Here is a 16,149-nt window from a genome sequence, read left to right as displayed (position 1 = left end):
GCGCCCCACCGCCGTCGACCTCAGTCCACGCGCGGCCAGAACCGCGGTTCGATGTCCACGCTGCGGGCGATCAACTCGTCCTCCAGGACCTCACGGCAGATCAGGGGCAGCCGCAGCGAACCGGGCCGTTCGAACTCGTCGAAACAAACACCCAGCTCCAGGAACCCACGGCGGTAGCGGGCAAGGTCCAGGGCCAGCAGGCGAACCTCCACCAAGTCCTCCGTGGAGGCGAGCACCCAGAAGGTCTCCTGGTCCATGAGCTGGAAGAGACCCACCGAACCGGCGTACCGGGACGTGTCGAAGCCCGCGAACCCCGGGCTGTGCAGCCACCCGCCGGGCTCCTCGAGCCTGGTGCTCTCCACCGCCGGAAGAACCGGCGCGACGGGGTCGTACTCCCAGCACCGGGCAGCGGCCAGCCAGGCGGGAGGCTCGGGCACGGTCACAGGGGAGTCGTCGGCGGGCCACGGGGCGTCGTCGAATGCGGCGGACTGCACCTGTTCCCAGAACCGGGGGATCGGCAGGTCCACCGACACGCTGTTGAGCAGCACCCCGTCCAACTGGGTGCCACCGGTGCCGGAAACAGTGGTGGTCGTCGAGACGTGGGAGCGGGTCAGCATGCGATCCAGCTCCGCGAGGTGGAACGGTTCGCCCAGGACCACCGTGCGACCCTGGTACTCCAGGACGTAGGGAACCCGCTGAGGTACCTCGTCAGAGCGGGGCATGGTTACCGGGCACCTCCCGCCGTTCTCCAACGTTCATCGCCGTCCGTCGTCGTTGTTCCATCACCGTTTTTCCATGGTCTCACCGCCAACTCAACCACAGGCCGCGGACATCGCAACGCGCGAGCAAGGGCCCGCACCGCTTTGCAGCGGTGCGGGCCCTTGAGCAGCGGCGAGCAGGTGCGCTCAGTCCTCCTGCTCCGCCTCGGCAGCGGATTCGTAGTGGGACTGCTTGAAGCGTTCGATCGCCTCGGAGACCAGACGCTCGGCCTCGTCTTTCCCGGCCCAGCCCTCGCCCTTGACCCACTTGTTGGGCTCCAGGTCCTTGTAGCGCTCGAAGAAGTGCTGGATCTCCTTCTGCTTGAACTCGTCGATGTCCTCGAGACCCTGGATGTGGTCGTAACGCTTGTCCGTGGACACGCAGAGGACCTTGGCGTCGCCACCGGCCTCGTCCGTCATGTTGAACACGGCGATGGGGCGGGACTCGACGATCACGCCGGGCATGACGTCGACGTCGAGCAGCACCAGGGCGTCGAGCGGGTCCCCGTCCTCGCCCAGAGTGTCCTCGAAGTAGCCGTAGTGTGTCGGGTAGCCCATCGACGTGAACAGGACACGGTCCAGGCGAATGCGTCCCGTCTCGTGGTCGATCTCGTACTTGACGCGCGATCCCTTGGGGATCTCGATGGTGACGTCCATCTCCATGGCAACTCCTTCGATCTGAGGATGTGGTGCGGGCGGTCCCGCGAGTGCGCCGGTCCGAAGCCCGTGTTCGGTGGCCGGATGCGGCGCATTGTCCGGGGCAATCCTAGCGGGCGCGGGCTTCTGTGACCTCGATCGTGGTGCGGTGTTCCGTACTTTCGGGGCCGCCTCACGTTTCACGGCACAATGGTCCACGTGGCCAGCCAGGACGCGCCCCGGCCGGAGGGTGATCGAAGCTCCTCCGGAACCGGCGGGTACCCGAGGCGCCCCCGCAGATGGGTGGGGGCGCTCGTCGCCGTCCTGGTGGCGGCCCTGGTCCTGATCCTGGCGTTGGCCCTTCCGAGATTCCTCGGCGATCGGCCCCAGGACCCGGGTGCCGAGCCCGAGGCGGTGGACACCTCCGGCGACCCGGCGACCCCCACACCGACAGCAACCCCGGTGAAATTGCCCGGATCGACCGTGACCGCCATCGACGGTGTGCTGGACGGAGCCCCCGCGCAGAACACCGGTGCCGTCGTGGCCGACCCCGCAACGGGTGACCTGCTCTACGAACGCAACCCCGACCAACCCGTCACCCCCGCCTCCAACCAGAAGATCCTCACGGAACTCTCCCTGTTCCACCACGCGGACGTCGAGGACCGGCTGGCCACCACCGTGGTGGCCGGGAAGACCCCTTCCTCCGTCGTGCTCGTGGCCGGCGGGGACACCTTGCTCTCCCCGGGCGAGAGCAACCCGAAGGCCGTCATGGGCCACGCGGGGGTGGCCACCCTGGCCGAGGAGACGGCGCGGAGCATGGCCCGGGAAACGGACCGGGACGACTTCCCCGACCGGATCGAGGTCGACCTGGACACCAGCGTCTTCGAGGGACCCGCGATCAACGACGCCTGGCTCCCGGGCGACGTCGCGGCGGGCGAGGTGGGCCCCGTGGCCCCCATGGCCTTCGGATCACACACCGTTCCCGGCCCGGACGGCCGCCCCACGGACACCCACGACGACGACGCAGCCCGCACCGTGGCCGAGGTTTTCGCCGGCGAGCTCTCCGCCGAACTCTTGGAGCGAACCGGGCAACCGGTCTCGGTCGAGGTGGGCCAACCGGTGAAGGCCGCCGAGGGACGTGAACTCGGGCGCGTTGAATCCGCCACGCTCGAGGAACAGGCAACCGTGATGATGCAGGACTCCGACAACCGCCTGGCGGAGGTCCTGGGGCGGATGGCGGCGGTGAAGTCCGGGCACCCCGGCAGCGTGCAGGGCGCACGGAAGGCCACCGAGGAAGCCCTGCGCGAGGCCCTCGGCCGGGACGTGACCGCGGAGGACGGTGTGGTGGTGGGCGACAACTGCGGCATGGCCCCGACCAACCGGGTCACGGCCCGGGTGCTCGCGGGGATCCTGCTGTTGGGCGAACAAGATGCACCGAACCGGTACACGCCCATGATTTCCACCTTTCCGGTCAGTGGGGACTCCGGGACCCTGGAGGACCGTTTCGACGACCCCACGGAAGCCGCGGGTCGCGGCGTCGTGCGAGCCAAGACGGGCACCCTCAACACGGTGACCGCATTGTCCGGGAGAGTGACCCGGGACGACGGTGAACGGATGATCGCCGTGGTCCTGTTTGACGGGGTGCAGGACACCGGGGTCGCCCGGAACAGGGCCGACGAGTTCTTCGCGACGCTCGCGCAGAGCTGATGGGGGACTGATCGTTGCGGCCTTCGATGCGGCGCACGGCCCGGCCTGTGGTTGCATGGCTTCATGACCACGCCCCACAGCACCCCCGGCACCACGGACTCCGGTCTGATCAAGTGGAGCTTCGCTGCCGCCGTCGCAGCCAGGACCACCCCCGCAGGACCCACCCCGCCCGCGCGGGCCATGCAGCAGGCCGTCGCCTCGATGCGTCATCATGCCGAGACCTCCGTGGACCACGTCCACCGAATCTCCGGTTTGGAGGCCGCGCGTGACCTGCGTGATGCGCCCGTCGTCGTGGTGGACCGTGCCGGATGGGCGAAGGCCAACGCGGCCACCTTCGCAGCGCTGCTGGAACCGGCCATGAACGAGCTGGCAGGAAGGTACCGGGCCCGTGGGCGCGGTTCGAACGAACTCACCCAATGGATCGGCAGCCGCGCGACCGCAGCAGAGGCCGGCGCGATCCTGGCGTTCCTGTCGACCAAGGTCCTGGGCCAGTACGACCCTTACGCGGGGCTCACCTCCCCGGAGGCGGCCAGGCGTAACCCCGGCGGCCGTCTCATGATCGTGGCGCCGAACGTGCTCGAGGTCGAACGGGAACTCAACGTGGAGCCCGAGGACTTCCGGCTGTGGGTCTGCCTGCACGAACAAACGCACCGGGTCCAGTTCGCGGCCGCGCCCTGGCTGCGTAATCACATGTTGGGCACCATCCAGGACCTGTCGAGCTCCATGACCGGGGACGTGGACCAGCTCAAGGCAAGGATGGGCCGGGCCGTGGCCGCGGTGGGCGGCCAGGTCAAGGGCCGTCGCCGTGACGACGACGACCTCCTGGGCCCCATGTCCGCGGTGCTGGGGGACCGGGAACGGGAACTCATGTCCTCGGCCGTGGCCACGATGTCCCTGCTCGAAGGGCACGCCAACTGGGTCATGGACAACGTGGACTCTTCGGTGGTCTCCTCGGTCAAGACCATCCGCCGTCGATTCGACCGACGCCGTGACCTCCAGAGCCCGGGGCAACGGGTGATCCGGAAGTTCCTGGGGCTGGATGCGAAGGCCAAACAGTACGTCCAGGGGCAGAAGTTCGTCACCGAGGTGATCGACTCCGCGGGGTTGGAGGGATTCAACCGCGTCTGGGACCACGCGGGGAACTTACCCACCGAAGCGGAGATCCGTGACCCCCAGAGCTGGGTCCCCCGAGTGCTCAAGCCCTAATTCACCCCACAACCAGCGTGTACACGGGCAAGTTCCGGGTGTGCTCACAGCTGAGGTGGCCGTCCAGGGCCCCTCGCAGCCGCACCCGTGTGACACAATTGCAAACGTGACTTCCGAGAACATCGAACAGCAGATCAGGCTTTACGGCCAGCCGCTCTCTGAGCGTTTTGGCGCTGTGGTCAGTGCCTACGGCATCACCCAACGTCGTCTGGCAGAGGTGCTCGGACTGTCCGCACCCATGCTCTCCCAGCTCAACTCCGGGCGTCGGATCAAGATCGGCAACCCTGCGGTTTACGAACGCCTGGTCATGTTGGAACAGCGCGCGGGTACGGAGGACATCGACGCGACCCTGAATGACGTCGAGCAGTCCCAGCCCGTGCTGACCACCACCCAGATCCAGGCAGGGATCCATGGTGAGACGAACGCCGTGTCCGCGCTGGCCTCGGTCATCCCGCCGGTCGAACTCAGCCACGCCGTCCAGGCACTGGGTAACTCCGCCCCCACACTGGTCAAGGTCCTGACCCTGGCCCTGCGCGAAACCAACGGCGACCCCAACGGCCGCCAGTGAACCGTGAGTTCCGTTCCTGACCTCCGCCGCCACTGCGTGCACGCATGACGCAGTTCGGTCGCCGAGGGCGGTTGCATCCCCAAGTCGCTGCAGCCCGCCGCGCGGTCGAGAACTGCCTGACTGATTCCCTCGGAAGGCCACCGCAGCCCGAGGACCTGGTGCTCGTCGCGCTGTCAGGCGGCCCCGACTCCTTGGCCCTGGCCGCAGGCGCCGCCCATTTCGCCCGGCGCCGCCACTTCCGGGTGGGCGCCGTCGTCGTCGACCACCAACTCCAACCGGGCTCCGCCCGGGTCGCGGAACGTGCCGCTGAGCAGGCGCGGGCCCTGGGGCTGAACCCGGTGGACGTGCTGCCCGTGACGGTCGAACGCGGTGACGACGGGCCCGAAGCCGCCGCGCGCACCGCCCGGTACGCCGCCCTGCGACGGGCCGCGCGGAACCACGGGGCGCACGCCGTTCTGCTGGGTCACACCCGGGACGACCAGGCCGAGACGGTCCTGCTGGGGCTGGCCCGAGGCTCCGGGACGCGTTCGCTGGGTGGCATGGCGCGGATCTCCACCCGAGACAGTCTGCGTCTGCTCCGCCCCCTGCTGGACATTGCCCGGGAGGCGACGGCGGCCGTGTGCGAGGCCGAACAGCTGGAACCCTGGATCGACCCCACCAACACGGACGAAACCTTCCTCCGCGCCAAGGTGCGGCACACCGTCCTGCCGATGCTCGAACGCGAGCTCGGTCCGGGCGTGGCAGCATCCCTGGCGCGCTCCGCGGCGATCCTGGGACCGGATGCCGAACTCCTGGACCACCAGGCGCAACGCCTGCTGGAAGAGGCGCGGGACCGGGCCCGGGATGAGATGGAGGCGGGGTGTGCCCCACGGCTGGCACCGACATGCGTCGGGCTCTCCCTCGAGGTGCTCCAGGAAGCCCCGGCCCCCCTTGCACGGCGGGCGCTCGCGGCCGCATGCGTGGAAGCCGGAGGCGAGGCCGTGTCCTTCGAGCGGATGGAGGCGTTGGCGGACCTGGCGGCAGGCACCGGCCAGGCAGGTCCCGTCCAGATGGCGGGTAAAGTGGCCGTGTACAGGCGTCGCCCGATCCGCACCGGTCGCAAGGACAACTCATGTGGCCGGGGGATCCTGGAACTTCGCCCCTCGGGTTGAACCCGTCGAGCCCGGAGCTTCCAAGACACAAGCCGAGAACTTAGGAGCATCGTGAAGGCCGAGGACGTTTCAGGCGAACTCAAGGAGATCCTGCATACCAAGGCGGACATCGACCGCCGTGTGGTGGAGCTCGCCGCTGAGATCGACGCCGATTACAAGGACAAGGATGTCCTGTTGGTCGGTGTACTCAAGGGCGCGATCATGGTCATGGCGGACCTCTCCCGTGCCCTGTCCGGGCAGTACCCGATGGACTGGATGGCGGTCTCCTCCTACGGATCGGGGACCAAGTCCTCCGGCGTGGTGCGCATCCTCAAGGACCTGGACACGGACCTCACCGGTCGGGACGTTCTGATCGTGGAGGACATCATCGACTCCGGGCTGACCCTCTCCTGGTTGCTGTCCAACCTCAAGTCACGCGGTGCGAACTCCGTGGAGATCTGCACCCTCCTACGCAAGCCGGAAGCCCTCAAGGTCGAGATCGACGTCAAGTACGTCGGGTGGGACATTCCCAACGAGTTCGTGGTGGGTTACGGGCTGGACTGGGCCGAGCAGTACCGCAACCTGGACTGCATCGCGATCCTGTCCCCGCACGTCTACTCCTGATGCGGTGACTCCCACCCACCCGGGACGTGGTGTTCCCGGGGCGAGGATTCACCGTGTCTGGAGGTTCCCCCGGAATGTTTCCGCCAGGGGGTGAACCGTGGAGCTCGACTCCGACGGATCGTCCGCGGCGCGTTACATTGACCTTTCGACTTCTGCGGCGCTGCGTCATGCGTCGATCTCAGGTTCGTGTCGCGCGAGAGAGGACCATCGGACTTGGCCACCGCTAAAAAGAAACAGGGCTTCTTCGGAGGGCCCTTCTTCTGGATTCTCCTTGCCATGCTCGTGCTGGTGCCCGTGATCACCACGCTGACCTCCGGGGACGGCAGTCGCGTGGACACCAACGTGGGTCTCCAGCTGCTGCAGGACGACAAGGCCACAGAGGCCAAGATCTACGACGGCGAACAGCGGGTGGAACTCACGCTGGCCGATGACTACTCGGCCGACGGCAAGGACTACGGCAAGAATGTCGAGTTCTACTACGTCGAACCGCGCGGCCAACAGGTGGTCAACGCCGTCGACGAGGCAGGCCTGGACAGTTACACGGACCAGCCCGTGCAGAACAACTGGCTGCTGTCCATGATCCAGTTCCTGCTGCCGTTCCTGATCATCCTGGCGATCTTCTGGTTCGTGTTCTCCCGCATGCAGGGCGGCGGGTCCCAGCTCATGAAGTTCGGGCGGTCCAAGGCCAAGCAGTTCGACAAGGACAACCCCCAGGTCACCTTTGCCGACGTCGCCGGCGCGGACGAGGCGGTCCAGGAGCTGGACGAGATCAAGCAGTTCCTGGTCGAACGCGACCGCTTCACCGCACTGGGGGCCTCCGTGCCCAAGGGTGTGCTGCTCTACGGACCTCCCGGCACGGGCAAGACCCTGTTGGCCAAGGCCGTGGCCGGTGAGGCCTCCGTTCCGTTCTTCTCGATCTCGGGTTCCGATTTCGTCGAGATGTTCGTAGGCGTGGGTGCCTCCCGCGTGCGTGACCTGTTCCAGACGGCCAAGGAGAACGCCCCGGCGATCATCTTCGTGGACGAGATCGACGCCGTCGGCCGCCAGCGCGGTGCCGGCATGGGCGGTGGCAACGACGAACGCGAACAGACCCTCAACCAGTTGCTCGTGGAGATGGACGGGTTCGACGCGAACACCAACATCATCCTGATCGCGGCGACCAACCGGCCGGACGTCCTGGACCCGGCCCTGTTGCGCCCGGGGCGCTTCGACCGGCAGATCGGTGTGGAGGCCCCGGACATGAAGGGCCGGGAGCAGATTCTGCGCGTGCACTCCAAGGGCAAGCCGCTGCACGAATCCGTCGACCTGGCCTCCGTGGCCAAGCGGACCCCCGGCTTCACGGGTGCGGAACTGGCCAACGTGATGAACGAGGCCGCCCTGCTCACCGCGCGTTCCCACGCGCAGCTCATCGACGACCGCGCCGTGGACGAAGCGATCGACCGCGTGATCGCGGGCCCGCAGAAGCGATCGCGCCTCATGAAGGAACACGAACGCAAGGTCACTGCCTACCACGAGGGCGGTCACGCGCTGGTGGCGGCGGCCCTGCGGAACACGGACCCGGTCACCAAGATCACGATCCTGCCCCGCGGGCGGGCGCTCGGTTATACGATGGTGATGCCGGCCGACGACAAGTACTCGACCACCCGCAACGAGCTGCTGGACCAGATGGCCTACGCCATGGGTGGGCGCGCGGCCGAGGAGATCGTGTTCAAGGATCCGTCCTCGGGTGCTTCGAACGACATCCAGAAGGCCACGGACACCGCCCGGAACATGGTCACCCAGTTCGGCATGTCCACGCGGGTGGGCTCGGTCAAGCTCGGCGGGGACAACTCGGAGCCGTTCATGGGCCGCGGCGGTGCCCAGGACCGCGGCTACTCTGAGGCCACCGCCGCCGTCGTCGACACCGAGGTGCGCGCCTTGCTGGAGAACGCGCAGGACGAGGCCCACCGCATCCTGATCGAGAACCGCGAGATCCTGGACCGGTTGGCCCTGGAACTGCTCGAGCGGGAGACGTTGAACGAGGCCGAGATCGCGGAGATCTTCAAGGACATCGTCCGTCAGCCCGAGCGTGAGCAGTGGATCTCCGGTGACACCCGGATCCAGTCCGACCTGCCGCCGGTGACGACCAGCCGGGAGAAGGAAGAACTCGCGCAGGCCTCCGAGGCAGAACGCAAGCAGTTCGAGCGCCTCCCCGGCGAAGGCGAACCCGAGGAGAATCCGCAAAGCCCCGAGGACGTCCGACAGGACTCCGGAGAAGAGCAGACGGACGAGCGCGACTCCGATCAGGGCGGGTCCACCCGGTACGAGGGGGGAAACACCCCGTGGTAGACCAGCCTCGCATCGAAGCCGCGGTCCGAGAGATCCTGGCGGCCATCGGGGAGGACCCCGAACGGGAAGGTCTCCGGGACACCCCGCAGCGCGTCGCCCGGGCCTATGAAGAGGTCTTCTCGGGCATGACCATGGGCCCCGAGGACGTCCTGGCCACCACGTTCGACATCGGTCATTCGGAGATGGTCCTGGTCAAGGACATCCCGTTCTACTCGACCTGTGAACACCACCTGGTGCCCTTCCACGGGCAGGCCCACATCGGCTACATCCCCGGCAAGGGTGGACGCGTGACGGGGCTCTCCAAGCTGGCGCGGCTGGTGGACGTGTACGCCAAACGCCCCCAGGTGCAGGAGCGGCTGACCACACAGATCGTGGAGGCGCTGGTCGAGCACCTCCAGGCGGACGGGGCCATCGTGGTCCTCGAGTGCGAACACCTGTGCATGTCCATGCGGGGCGTGCGCAAGCCCGGGTCCAAGACCGTGACCTCCGCGGTCCGCGGTCAGTTGCACGACCCCGCGACCCGGTCCGAAGCGATGAGCCTGGTCCTCGGATGATAATCGGAGCATGACGGGAGCGGAACGGACGGACGTGGAACCCAAGCGCACTGCACTCGGTTGGCAACGGTGGGAGAACCTGCCCACGGGCCGCACCCTGGTCATGGGCATCCTCAACGTCACCCCCGATTCCTTCTCCGACGGCGGACAGCACGACACCCACCGGGCCGCCGTCGAACACGGGCGGTTGTTGGCCGAGCAGGGTGCGGACATGGTCGACGTCGGCGGTGAGTCCACCCGTCCGGGGTCGATTCGGGTGGACCCCGCAGAGGAACGACGCCGGATCCTCCCCGTGATCCGTGAACTGACCGACGCGGGGATCCTGGTCACGGTGGACACCATCAACGCCTCGACGGCCGAGGCCGCCCTGGACGCGGGGGCGCACTGCGTCAACGACGTGTCCGGCGTCTCGACGAGTCAGGACATGGTCGACCTCGTGGCCGAACGGCAGGTGCCCTACATCCTGATGCATTCCCGGGGCAATCCCGGGACCATGGACGCCCTGGCCGTCTACGAGGACCTGGTGACCGACGTCCTGCGCGAATCCGCCGAGGTCGCGGAGCGGTTCCTGACCGCAGGCCTGGATCCCTCCAAGCTCATCCTCGATCCCGGTCTGGGCTTCGCCAAGGGCGGGCAACAGGACTGGGACCTGCTCCGGGCCCTGCCGCAGTTCATCGCCACGGGATACCCGATCCTGGTCGCCGCCTCCCGCAAGCGATTCGTGGGCAACCTCCTGGCCACGGACGGGGCTCCGCGGGCGGTGGGGGAGCGCGACGTCGCAACCGCCGCCATCTCGGCGCTCGCCGCGGATCGTGGGGCCTGGGCGGTGCGGGTGCACGACGTGCCGACCACGCGGGACGCCGTCGCCGTCGCCCACGCCTGGGCAGGCGTGAACCCGCCCGTGCTGTCCCCGTCACCCCTCGGGACCGAAGAAACCGGGGAGCGGCCATGACGAACGACCGGATCGCCCTCACCGGGATCAAAGGCTTCGGCCACCACGGCGTGCTCGAGGAGGAGAAGCGCAACGGGCAACCGTTCGTCGTCGACGCCGTGCTGCACCTGGACCTTGCCCCCGCCGCGCGCACCGACGAGCTGACCGAGACGGTGCACTACGGCGAGATCGCCGAGCTGATCCACGCCGAGATCGAATCGAAACCCGTGGACCTGATCGAGACCTTGGCCGATCGCACGGCACGGCTCATCCTGGAAAGGTACCCGGCGATCCAGCTCGTCGAGCTCACCGTCAACAAGCCTCAGGCGCCGATCACCGTGCCGTTCGGCAACGTCGCCGTCACGGTCACCAGGGAGCGAACACCATGAGACAAGCCGTCATCGCCCTCGGATCCAATCTGGGTGACCGCGCCGAATTGCTGCGGGCGGCATTGGCCGACCTGCAGGCCAGCGACGGCATTGAGGTCCTTGGCGCCTCACCCGTGGTGGTCACCCGACCCGTCGGTGGGCCCGAAGGGCAACCGGACTTCCTCAACGCCGTGCTCAAGGTGCAGACCACCCTGGGGCCGTTCGAACTGCTCCGCACCTGCCAGCGGATCGAGGACGCCCACGACCGCGTTCGCGAGGTCCAGTGGGGCCCGCGCACGCTGGACGTGGACATCATCGACTTCGGCGGGCTCAGCATGGACGAACCGACCCTGACCCTGCCGCACCCCCGCGCGCGGGAGCGTGCCTTCGTGCTGGTCCCGTGGTCGATGATCGACCCGGACGCCACCTTGGCCGGGGAACCCGTGCGCGAACTCGCCCAGCGGGCCCCCGATCTCCCGGGAATCGCTCCCCGCAGCTACCCGTTGCTGACCGATACCGCGGCACCGGGTCCCTCGGACGTGGAGTTGCCGTGAAGTACCTGACCCTGCGGCTCCTGATCCTGGTGGCCGCACTGTCCTTCACGGCAGGCTGGGCCGCCGACCTCCTGGCCGGGCGCCTGGGCGGGCCGCTGTTGTCGCTGCCGTGGGCAGCGGGCATTGCGCTGCTGGTCGAGTCCCTGGTCCTCCTGGTCGTGGGTTTTCAGGTCCGCAAGATTCGCGACGGCGACCGTGAGATCACCCTTGATCGCACCTGGGGTGCGGTGACCGCTGCTCTGGCGCAGGCCAATGCCGTGGCCGGTGCCATGATCGCCGGTTGGCACGGGCTGTTGGTCATCGACCAGCTCACCCTGGTGGGCGTCCGCTCGGACCAGGGGCCGTTGTGGCAGGTCGCTGGAATCACGGCGATCGGCGTACTGCTCACGGTGATCGGGTGGGTCGTGGAGAACTTCTGCCGACTGCCCCCCGATGATCCGGAGGAAGACAACGGCTCCGGACGGGAGGCGGACGGGAAGTCCACGCGCTCCCGTCCCCGCCCGGCCCAGGAGGGTGGAATGGCGCGCGCGGAGCACAGCCGGAACATCCGAGGACGCAGACCCAACCGGCCGAGCACCCCGAAGGGACCCGCGGATGACTGAGCACCCGGACCTCATGGAACCGCTGCGGGCCGAGGACCCTGCCACCCGTCCCGAGGCAGGTGGCGCGAACGGCGCCGAACCCGGCCGATGGCGCGGTGTCAGCCGCCGGTACGTCACCGTGAGCCTGATCAGCCTCGGGATCTGGGCCGTGATTCTGCTGGCCGCCATGGGATGGCCCGTCCTCCTCAAGGTGATCGGACCCTTCGAGGGGACCTCCTGGTGGTGGCTCCTGCCGTGGCCTGCGACGGTCGTCGTCGTGTTCGGTGCCCTGATGGCGACCACGCCCCGCCGGGTGCGCGCGCGCTGCTACCGCGAGGACGCGGAGGAGTTCCTGGTCCGCAAGGGTCTGTGGTTCCGCAACTTGGTTGTGATCCCATACGGGCGGATGCAGTACGTGGACGTCACCTCCGGGCCGCTGCTGCGGGCCTTCGGGCTGGCCGCCATCACCATGCACACCGCCTCCCCGCAGACGGATGCCACGCTGCCCGGCATTTCGGCGGAGGAGGCGGGCCGGCTGCGGGAACACCTCACGGAACGCGGCGAAGACCGCTTGATCGAGCTGTGAGCACCGGCCAGGTCCCGTGGGCGCAGGGGACCGACGACTGGCGGCGCATGCACCCCCTCAGTCCCCTGGCACGCGGGTGGATCGCGTTCGTCGTGGTCATCGGTGCGTGGCTCAACACCGTGTTCAACGGTTTCCTCGAGGACCTCACCGGAACCGCCGAGAATTCCCCGTCCCCGGAGGACGTCCCCCAGGTCACCGAGTTCTTCGTGACCCTCCCGGCCTGGTTGCTCTACACGGGATTCGGGCTGGCCGGGGCCTTGTTGGCAGCCGCGGGCGGAGCCTACGTGTGGTGGTTCACGCGTTACCAGATCACGCCCACGCACGTGCGGCTCAGGAGCGGGCTTGTTTTCCGTCAGGACCGACAGACCCGCTTGGACCGGGTCCAGGCCCTGGACATCCAACGCCCCTTGGTTCCTCGGCTCCTTGGGCTGGCCGAGCTGCGCTTCGAGGTGGCGGACGCGGGGGAGACCTCCGTTGCGCTGCGCTATCTCAAACACGACGACGCCCGAGACCTCCGCCGCCAGCTGCTCGGCGCCACGGGACCACAGGTCGGTTCCTCGCCGGCGGCTGATTCCGAACCCGTCGACGGATTGGTGGAGGCCGCGGAACAGGGCGACCGGACGGACGAGGTCGAGATTCTCTCCGTTCCCATCGGCCGGGCTCTGGCCGCGCGGGTCTTGAGCATCCCGTTCATCCTCTTGGTCCTGGTTCTGGCCGTCGCCGGTCTGGTGTCGTTGTTCAACCCCCACGCGATCGGCGGGATCCTGGCCGGTGCCGTCCCTGCCGTCCTGCCGCTCGCGGGCTCGGTGCTGCAGGCGCTGGAGGTCAGCTGGGGTTTCAGGATGTACCGGACACCCGATGGCTTGCGGTTGCGCTACGGGTTGCTCAACAAGACCTCACAGACCGTCCCGTCCGGGCGTGTGCAGGCCATGGCGGTGCATCGCGCCCCGTTGTGGCGTCCTTTCAGCTGGTCTCTGGTCAAGGTCAACGTCGCCGGTTACGGCACGGAGACGGGCAACGAATCGGCGGGGAACCGCTCCGTGCTGCTGCCCGTGGGCACCGACGCGCAGCTCGACCTGCTGTTCCGCGAAGGTCTGGACCTGCCCGCCGACCTCACGGCGCTCGTGATCGAAGGGCTGGTCGGAGAGGCGAAGGAAGGGTCCCCGTTCTCCAGCGCGCCGCACCGGGCCGTGTGGGCCTCCCCGGTGGTCCGACGTCGACACGGTTACGCGGTGACCCCGCGGGCACTACTGTCTCGGACAGGAAGACTGCACCGCACCTGCCACGTGGTGCCGCACGACAAGGTGCAGTCCATCGGCCTCGGCCGCGGACCCGTTCTGTGGCGACTGAACCTTGCCACGGTCTCCTTGCACTCGATCTCCGGCGCGGTCCAGCCGACCATCGAGTGCATGGACTTCGCCGAGGCGCAACAGTTCATTTCCGACCAGCTGCGTCGCGGACGCCCCACCCCGTCGGCCATCCCGCAACCAACCAGCAGCCCAACCAGACCAACCAGCCCAACCAGACCAGCAGGAGCACACAGGTGAGCGCACCAACCAATAGGCCCGGAAGGCTCGGGGTCGGCGTGATCGGCGCGGGTCGGGTCGGGGCGGTGCTCGGTGCCGCTCTCCGGGCAGCGGGGCACGCCGTCGTCGGTGTCACGGCGGTTTCCCAGGCCTCCCGGGACCGGGCGGAGATCCTGCTGCCGGAGGTCCCCGTCCTCACGGTGCCCGAGGTCGTGGAACGTTCCGAACTGGTGCTGTTGGCTGTGCCCGACGATCAGCTGCCGGGACTGGTGAGCGGGCTCGCGGAGGCCGGGCACTGGCAGGCGGGTCAGATCGTGATCCACGTGGCCGGGAGGTGGGGAACCTCCGTGCTGGAACCGGCCCGGGCAGCCGGGGCGATTCCCCTGGCCATTCACCCGGCGATGACCTTCACAGGCATGTCTCTGGACCTGGACCGGCTGGCCGACTGCTCGTTCGGGGTCACGGCCCCGGTGGCGGTCCTCCCGATCGCCCAAGCTCTCGTGGTGGAGATGGGCGGGGAACCGGTGGTGGTGCCGGAGGCGGACCGGGTGCTCTACCACGCGGGCCTCACCCACGGCGCCAACCACCTGAGCACGCTGGTGGGTCAGGCCACCCAGGTCCTGCGTGAGATCGGTGTGGAGCAGCCCGATCGCGTCCTGGGCGCATTGACCCGCGCGAGCCTGGACAACGCGCTGAGTTCGGGCGAGGCCGCGTTGACCGGCCCCGTGGCGCGCGGCGACGCCGGAACCGTTCGGGAGCACCGTCTGGCCCTGGCCGAGGCCGCACTGGCCTCCGGGCGCGACGACGTGCTGCGCGCCTACGTGTCGATGGGGCGGATCACGGCGGAACGCGCCCTGGAACGCGGCACGCTGGACAGCACCGCCCACGCGGCCGTGCTCCAGGCTCTGGGCCCGGCCGACCACGTGCTCCCGACCGTCACGGACGAGATCGCCGATCTCGATCTCCCCGGCGAATCCCCTGTCGCGGCCGACACCGAGGCCGACACCGAGGCCGACACCGAGGCCGACACCGAGGCCGATACCGAGGCCGGATCCGGTGCGGGGTCGGCACCCGTGGTGGTCACGGACCCGGAGGAGTTCCGCGCACTCCTGCGCGAGCGCGCTCAGGCCGCTGGTCCCGAGGGCACCGTGGGTCTGGTCCCGACCATGGGCGCCCTCCACGACGGCCACTCGCACCTGGTCGAACAGGCCAGGGCCGAGAACGACGTCCTCGCGGTGTCGATCTTCCTGAATCCGCTGCAGTTCGGCCCCACGGAGGACCTTTCGCGCTACCCGGCTGATCTCGACGGGGACCTCGCGCGCCTCACGGACCTGGGCGTGGACATCGTGTTTGCACCGGGCGTCGAACAGATGTACCCCGGGGGACTCCCGCTGATTCGGGTCGGTTCGGGAGACCTCGGCACCCAGCTGGAGGGGGCCTCGCGTCCCGGTCACTTCGACGGTGTGCTCACCGTCGTCGCCAAACTCTTCGTCCTGGCCACGGGCACGGGCCGCCCGCTGCAGGCGTACTTCGGCCAGAAGGACGCCCAACAACTGCTCATCGTCCAACGGATGGTGCGGGACCTGAACCTGGACGTCCGGATCCGTCCCGTCCCGATCGTGCGCGCGCCCGACGGCCTGGCGCTGTCCTCCCGCAACGCCTACCTGAACGACGACGAACGGGCGGCCGCGCTCGTGCTCTCGCGCACTCTTCAGGCCCTGGCGGCGCGCGAGGTGGACCTGGACCAGGCGCGGCACCTGATCGACACCGAAAGCATCGGCCAGGGGCCGCAGACGGTCGAACTCGACTACCTGACGGTCGTCGATCCGTCGACACTCGCACCGGCGGACGTGGCACTGGGCAACCTCGCGCTCGTGGCCGCCAGGGTCGGGACCACTCGACTGATCGACAACTGGACGCTGTGACCCATCCGTACCGCCGCAGCGGTACGGATCTGCCGGACACGACCGTTATCCTGGATCATCGTGACCACCCCTGAGAATCCCCAGAACACCGAAGCCACCGAGCCCGCCCCGGCGGCGGGTACCGCCGTCGTCACCGAGGGTGCCGCGGCGCCCGGTTCGAAGAACAC

16 protein-coding genes and 1 pseudogene are annotated in these 16,149 nt (G+C 68.5%); 15 read left to right on the top strand and 2 right to left on the bottom strand.

Annotated elements, in window-relative coordinates:
- Positions 1-20 precede the first annotated feature (20 nt).
- Together GWK18_RS08545 and GWK18_RS08540 are read right to left on the bottom strand one after the other, a co-directional pair.
- Complete coding sequence (locus GWK18_RS08545) at positions 21-722, bottom strand: hypothetical protein (RefSeq protein ID WP_166834597.1); 702 nt, start codon at positions 720-722, stop codon at positions 21-23.
- A gap of 183 nt (positions 723-905) precedes the next feature.
- Positions 906-1,421, bottom strand: a complete 516-nt coding sequence (locus tag GWK18_RS08540) for an inorganic diphosphatase (RefSeq protein WP_123825366.1) — start codon at positions 1,419-1,421, stop codon at positions 906-908.
- A 192-nt stretch (positions 1,422-1,613) separates the two neighbouring features.
- Here GWK18_RS08540 and GWK18_RS08535 point away from each other — a divergent pair, with 192 nt between their 5' ends.
- From GWK18_RS08535 to panC, 15 genes and pseudogenes are all read left to right on the top strand, one after another.
- Positions 1,614-3,101, top strand: coding sequence for a D-alanyl-D-alanine carboxypeptidase (locus tag GWK18_RS08535; protein ID WP_166834595.1), 1,488 nt, complete (start codon positions 1,614-1,616; stop codon positions 3,099-3,101).
- A 63-nt stretch (positions 3,102-3,164) separates the two neighbouring features.
- A complete protein-coding gene (locus GWK18_RS08530; protein ID WP_166834593.1) occupies positions 3,165-4,307 on the top strand; it encodes a zinc-dependent metalloprotease in 1,143 nt (380 codons plus the stop codon).
- 106 nt (positions 4,308-4,413) lie between these two features.
- Positions 4,414-4,875, top strand: coding sequence for a DNA-binding protein (locus GWK18_RS08525; RefSeq protein WP_166834591.1), 462 nt, complete (start codon positions 4,414-4,416; stop codon positions 4,873-4,875).
- 44 nt (positions 4,876-4,919) lie between these two features.
- A complete protein-coding gene (tilS, locus tag GWK18_RS08520) occupies positions 4,920-6,026 on the top strand; it encodes a tRNA lysidine(34) synthetase TilS (RefSeq protein WP_123825362.1) in 1,107 nt (368 codons plus the stop codon).
- Between the two features lie 51 nt (positions 6,027-6,077).
- Entirely contained in the window at positions 6,078-6,629 is a 552-nt protein-coding gene (gene hpt / locus GWK18_RS08515) for a hypoxanthine phosphoribosyltransferase (RefSeq protein ID WP_123825361.1), read from the top strand.
- Positions 6,630-6,842: 213 nt separating this feature from the next.
- Positions 6,843-8,957 (top strand): ATP-dependent zinc metalloprotease FtsH, encoded by a 2,115-nt coding sequence (ftsH, locus tag GWK18_RS08510; protein ID WP_123825360.1) that lies wholly within the window; start codon positions 6,843-6,845, stop codon positions 8,955-8,957.
- Positions 8,951-9,511, top strand: a complete 561-nt coding sequence (folE, locus tag GWK18_RS08505) for a GTP cyclohydrolase I FolE (protein ID WP_123825359.1) — start codon at positions 8,951-8,953, stop codon at positions 9,509-9,511. The genes ftsH and folE overlap by 7 nt, the downstream gene beginning before the upstream one ends.
- A gap of 10 nt (positions 9,512-9,521) precedes the next feature.
- On the top strand, positions 9,522-10,463 hold the full coding sequence (gene folP / locus GWK18_RS08500) for a dihydropteroate synthase (RefSeq protein WP_123825358.1): 942 nt from the start codon (positions 9,522-9,524) through the stop codon (positions 10,461-10,463).
- Positions 10,460-10,831, top strand: coding sequence for a dihydroneopterin aldolase (folB, locus tag GWK18_RS08495; RefSeq protein WP_123825357.1), 372 nt, complete (start codon positions 10,460-10,462; stop codon positions 10,829-10,831). The genes folP and folB overlap by 4 nt, the downstream gene beginning before the upstream one ends.
- Complete coding sequence (folK, locus tag GWK18_RS08490; protein WP_123825356.1) at positions 10,828-11,364, top strand: 2-amino-4-hydroxy-6-hydroxymethyldihydropteridine diphosphokinase; 537 nt, start codon at positions 10,828-10,830, stop codon at positions 11,362-11,364. Before folB ends, folK begins: the two co-directional genes overlap by 4 nt.
- Positions 11,361-11,966: a DUF3180 domain-containing protein gene (locus tag GWK18_RS08485; protein WP_166834589.1), complete on the top strand. Its 606-nt coding sequence runs from the start codon at positions 11,361-11,363 to the stop codon at positions 11,964-11,966. Before folK ends, GWK18_RS08485 begins: the two co-directional genes overlap by 4 nt.
- Positions 11,959-12,531 carry a PH domain-containing protein gene (locus GWK18_RS08480; protein WP_233568784.1) on the top strand — a complete coding sequence of 191 codons (573 nt, stop codon included), beginning with the start codon at positions 11,959-11,961 and terminating at the stop codon, positions 12,529-12,531. The genes GWK18_RS08485 and GWK18_RS08480 overlap by 8 nt, the downstream gene beginning before the upstream one ends.
- A complete protein-coding gene (locus GWK18_RS08475) occupies positions 12,528-14,078 on the top strand; it encodes a PH domain-containing protein (protein ID WP_166834587.1) in 1,551 nt (516 codons plus the stop codon). The genes GWK18_RS08480 and GWK18_RS08475 overlap by 4 nt, the downstream gene beginning before the upstream one ends.
- A pseudogene (locus GWK18_RS13165) lies at positions 14,075-14,935 on the top strand (DUF2520 domain-containing protein); the annotation flags it as partial. The gene GWK18_RS08475 and the pseudogene GWK18_RS13165, both read left to right, overlap by 4 nt.
- Positions 14,936-14,950: 15 nt before the next feature.
- On the top strand, positions 14,951-15,982 hold the full coding sequence (panC, locus tag GWK18_RS08470) for a pantoate--beta-alanine ligase (RefSeq protein WP_348535903.1): 1,032 nt from the start codon (positions 14,951-14,953) through the stop codon (positions 15,980-15,982).
- Positions 15,983-16,149 lie beyond the last annotated feature (167 nt).

Origin of the sequence: Kocuria sp. JC486 (assembly GCF_011602805.1) — a bacterium.
Taxonomy (GTDB): Bacteria; Actinomycetota; Actinomycetes; order Actinomycetales; family Micrococcaceae; genus Kocuria; species Kocuria soli.
This window is presented reverse-complemented; position numbering and strand designations above follow the sequence as displayed.

Coding starts and splice junctions, on each gene's coding strand:
- GWK18_RS08545 (WP_166834597.1), bottom strand. CDS start 722: ATGCCCCGCTCTGACGAGGTACCTCAGCGGGTTCCCTACGTCCTGGAG.
- GWK18_RS08540 (WP_123825366.1), bottom strand. CDS start 1,421: ATGGAGATGGACGTCACCATCGAGATCCCCAAGGGATCGCGCGTCAAG.
- GWK18_RS08530 (WP_166834593.1), top strand. CDS start 3,165: ATGACCACGCCCCACAGCACCCCCGGCACCACGGACTCCGGTCTGATC.
- tilS (WP_123825362.1), top strand. CDS start 4,920: ATGACGCAGTTCGGTCGCCGAGGGCGGTTGCATCCCCAAGTCGCTGCA.
- folP (WP_123825358.1), top strand. CDS start 9,522: ATGACGGGAGCGGAACGGACGGACGTGGAACCCAAGCGCACTGCACTC.
- folB (WP_123825357.1), top strand. CDS start 10,460: ATGACGAACGACCGGATCGCCCTCACCGGGATCAAAGGCTTCGGCCAC.
- folK (WP_123825356.1), top strand. CDS start 10,828: ATGAGACAAGCCGTCATCGCCCTCGGATCCAATCTGGGTGACCGCGCC.
- GWK18_RS08480 (WP_233568784.1), top strand. CDS start 11,959: ATGACTGAGCACCCGGACCTCATGGAACCGCTGCGGGCCGAGGACCCT.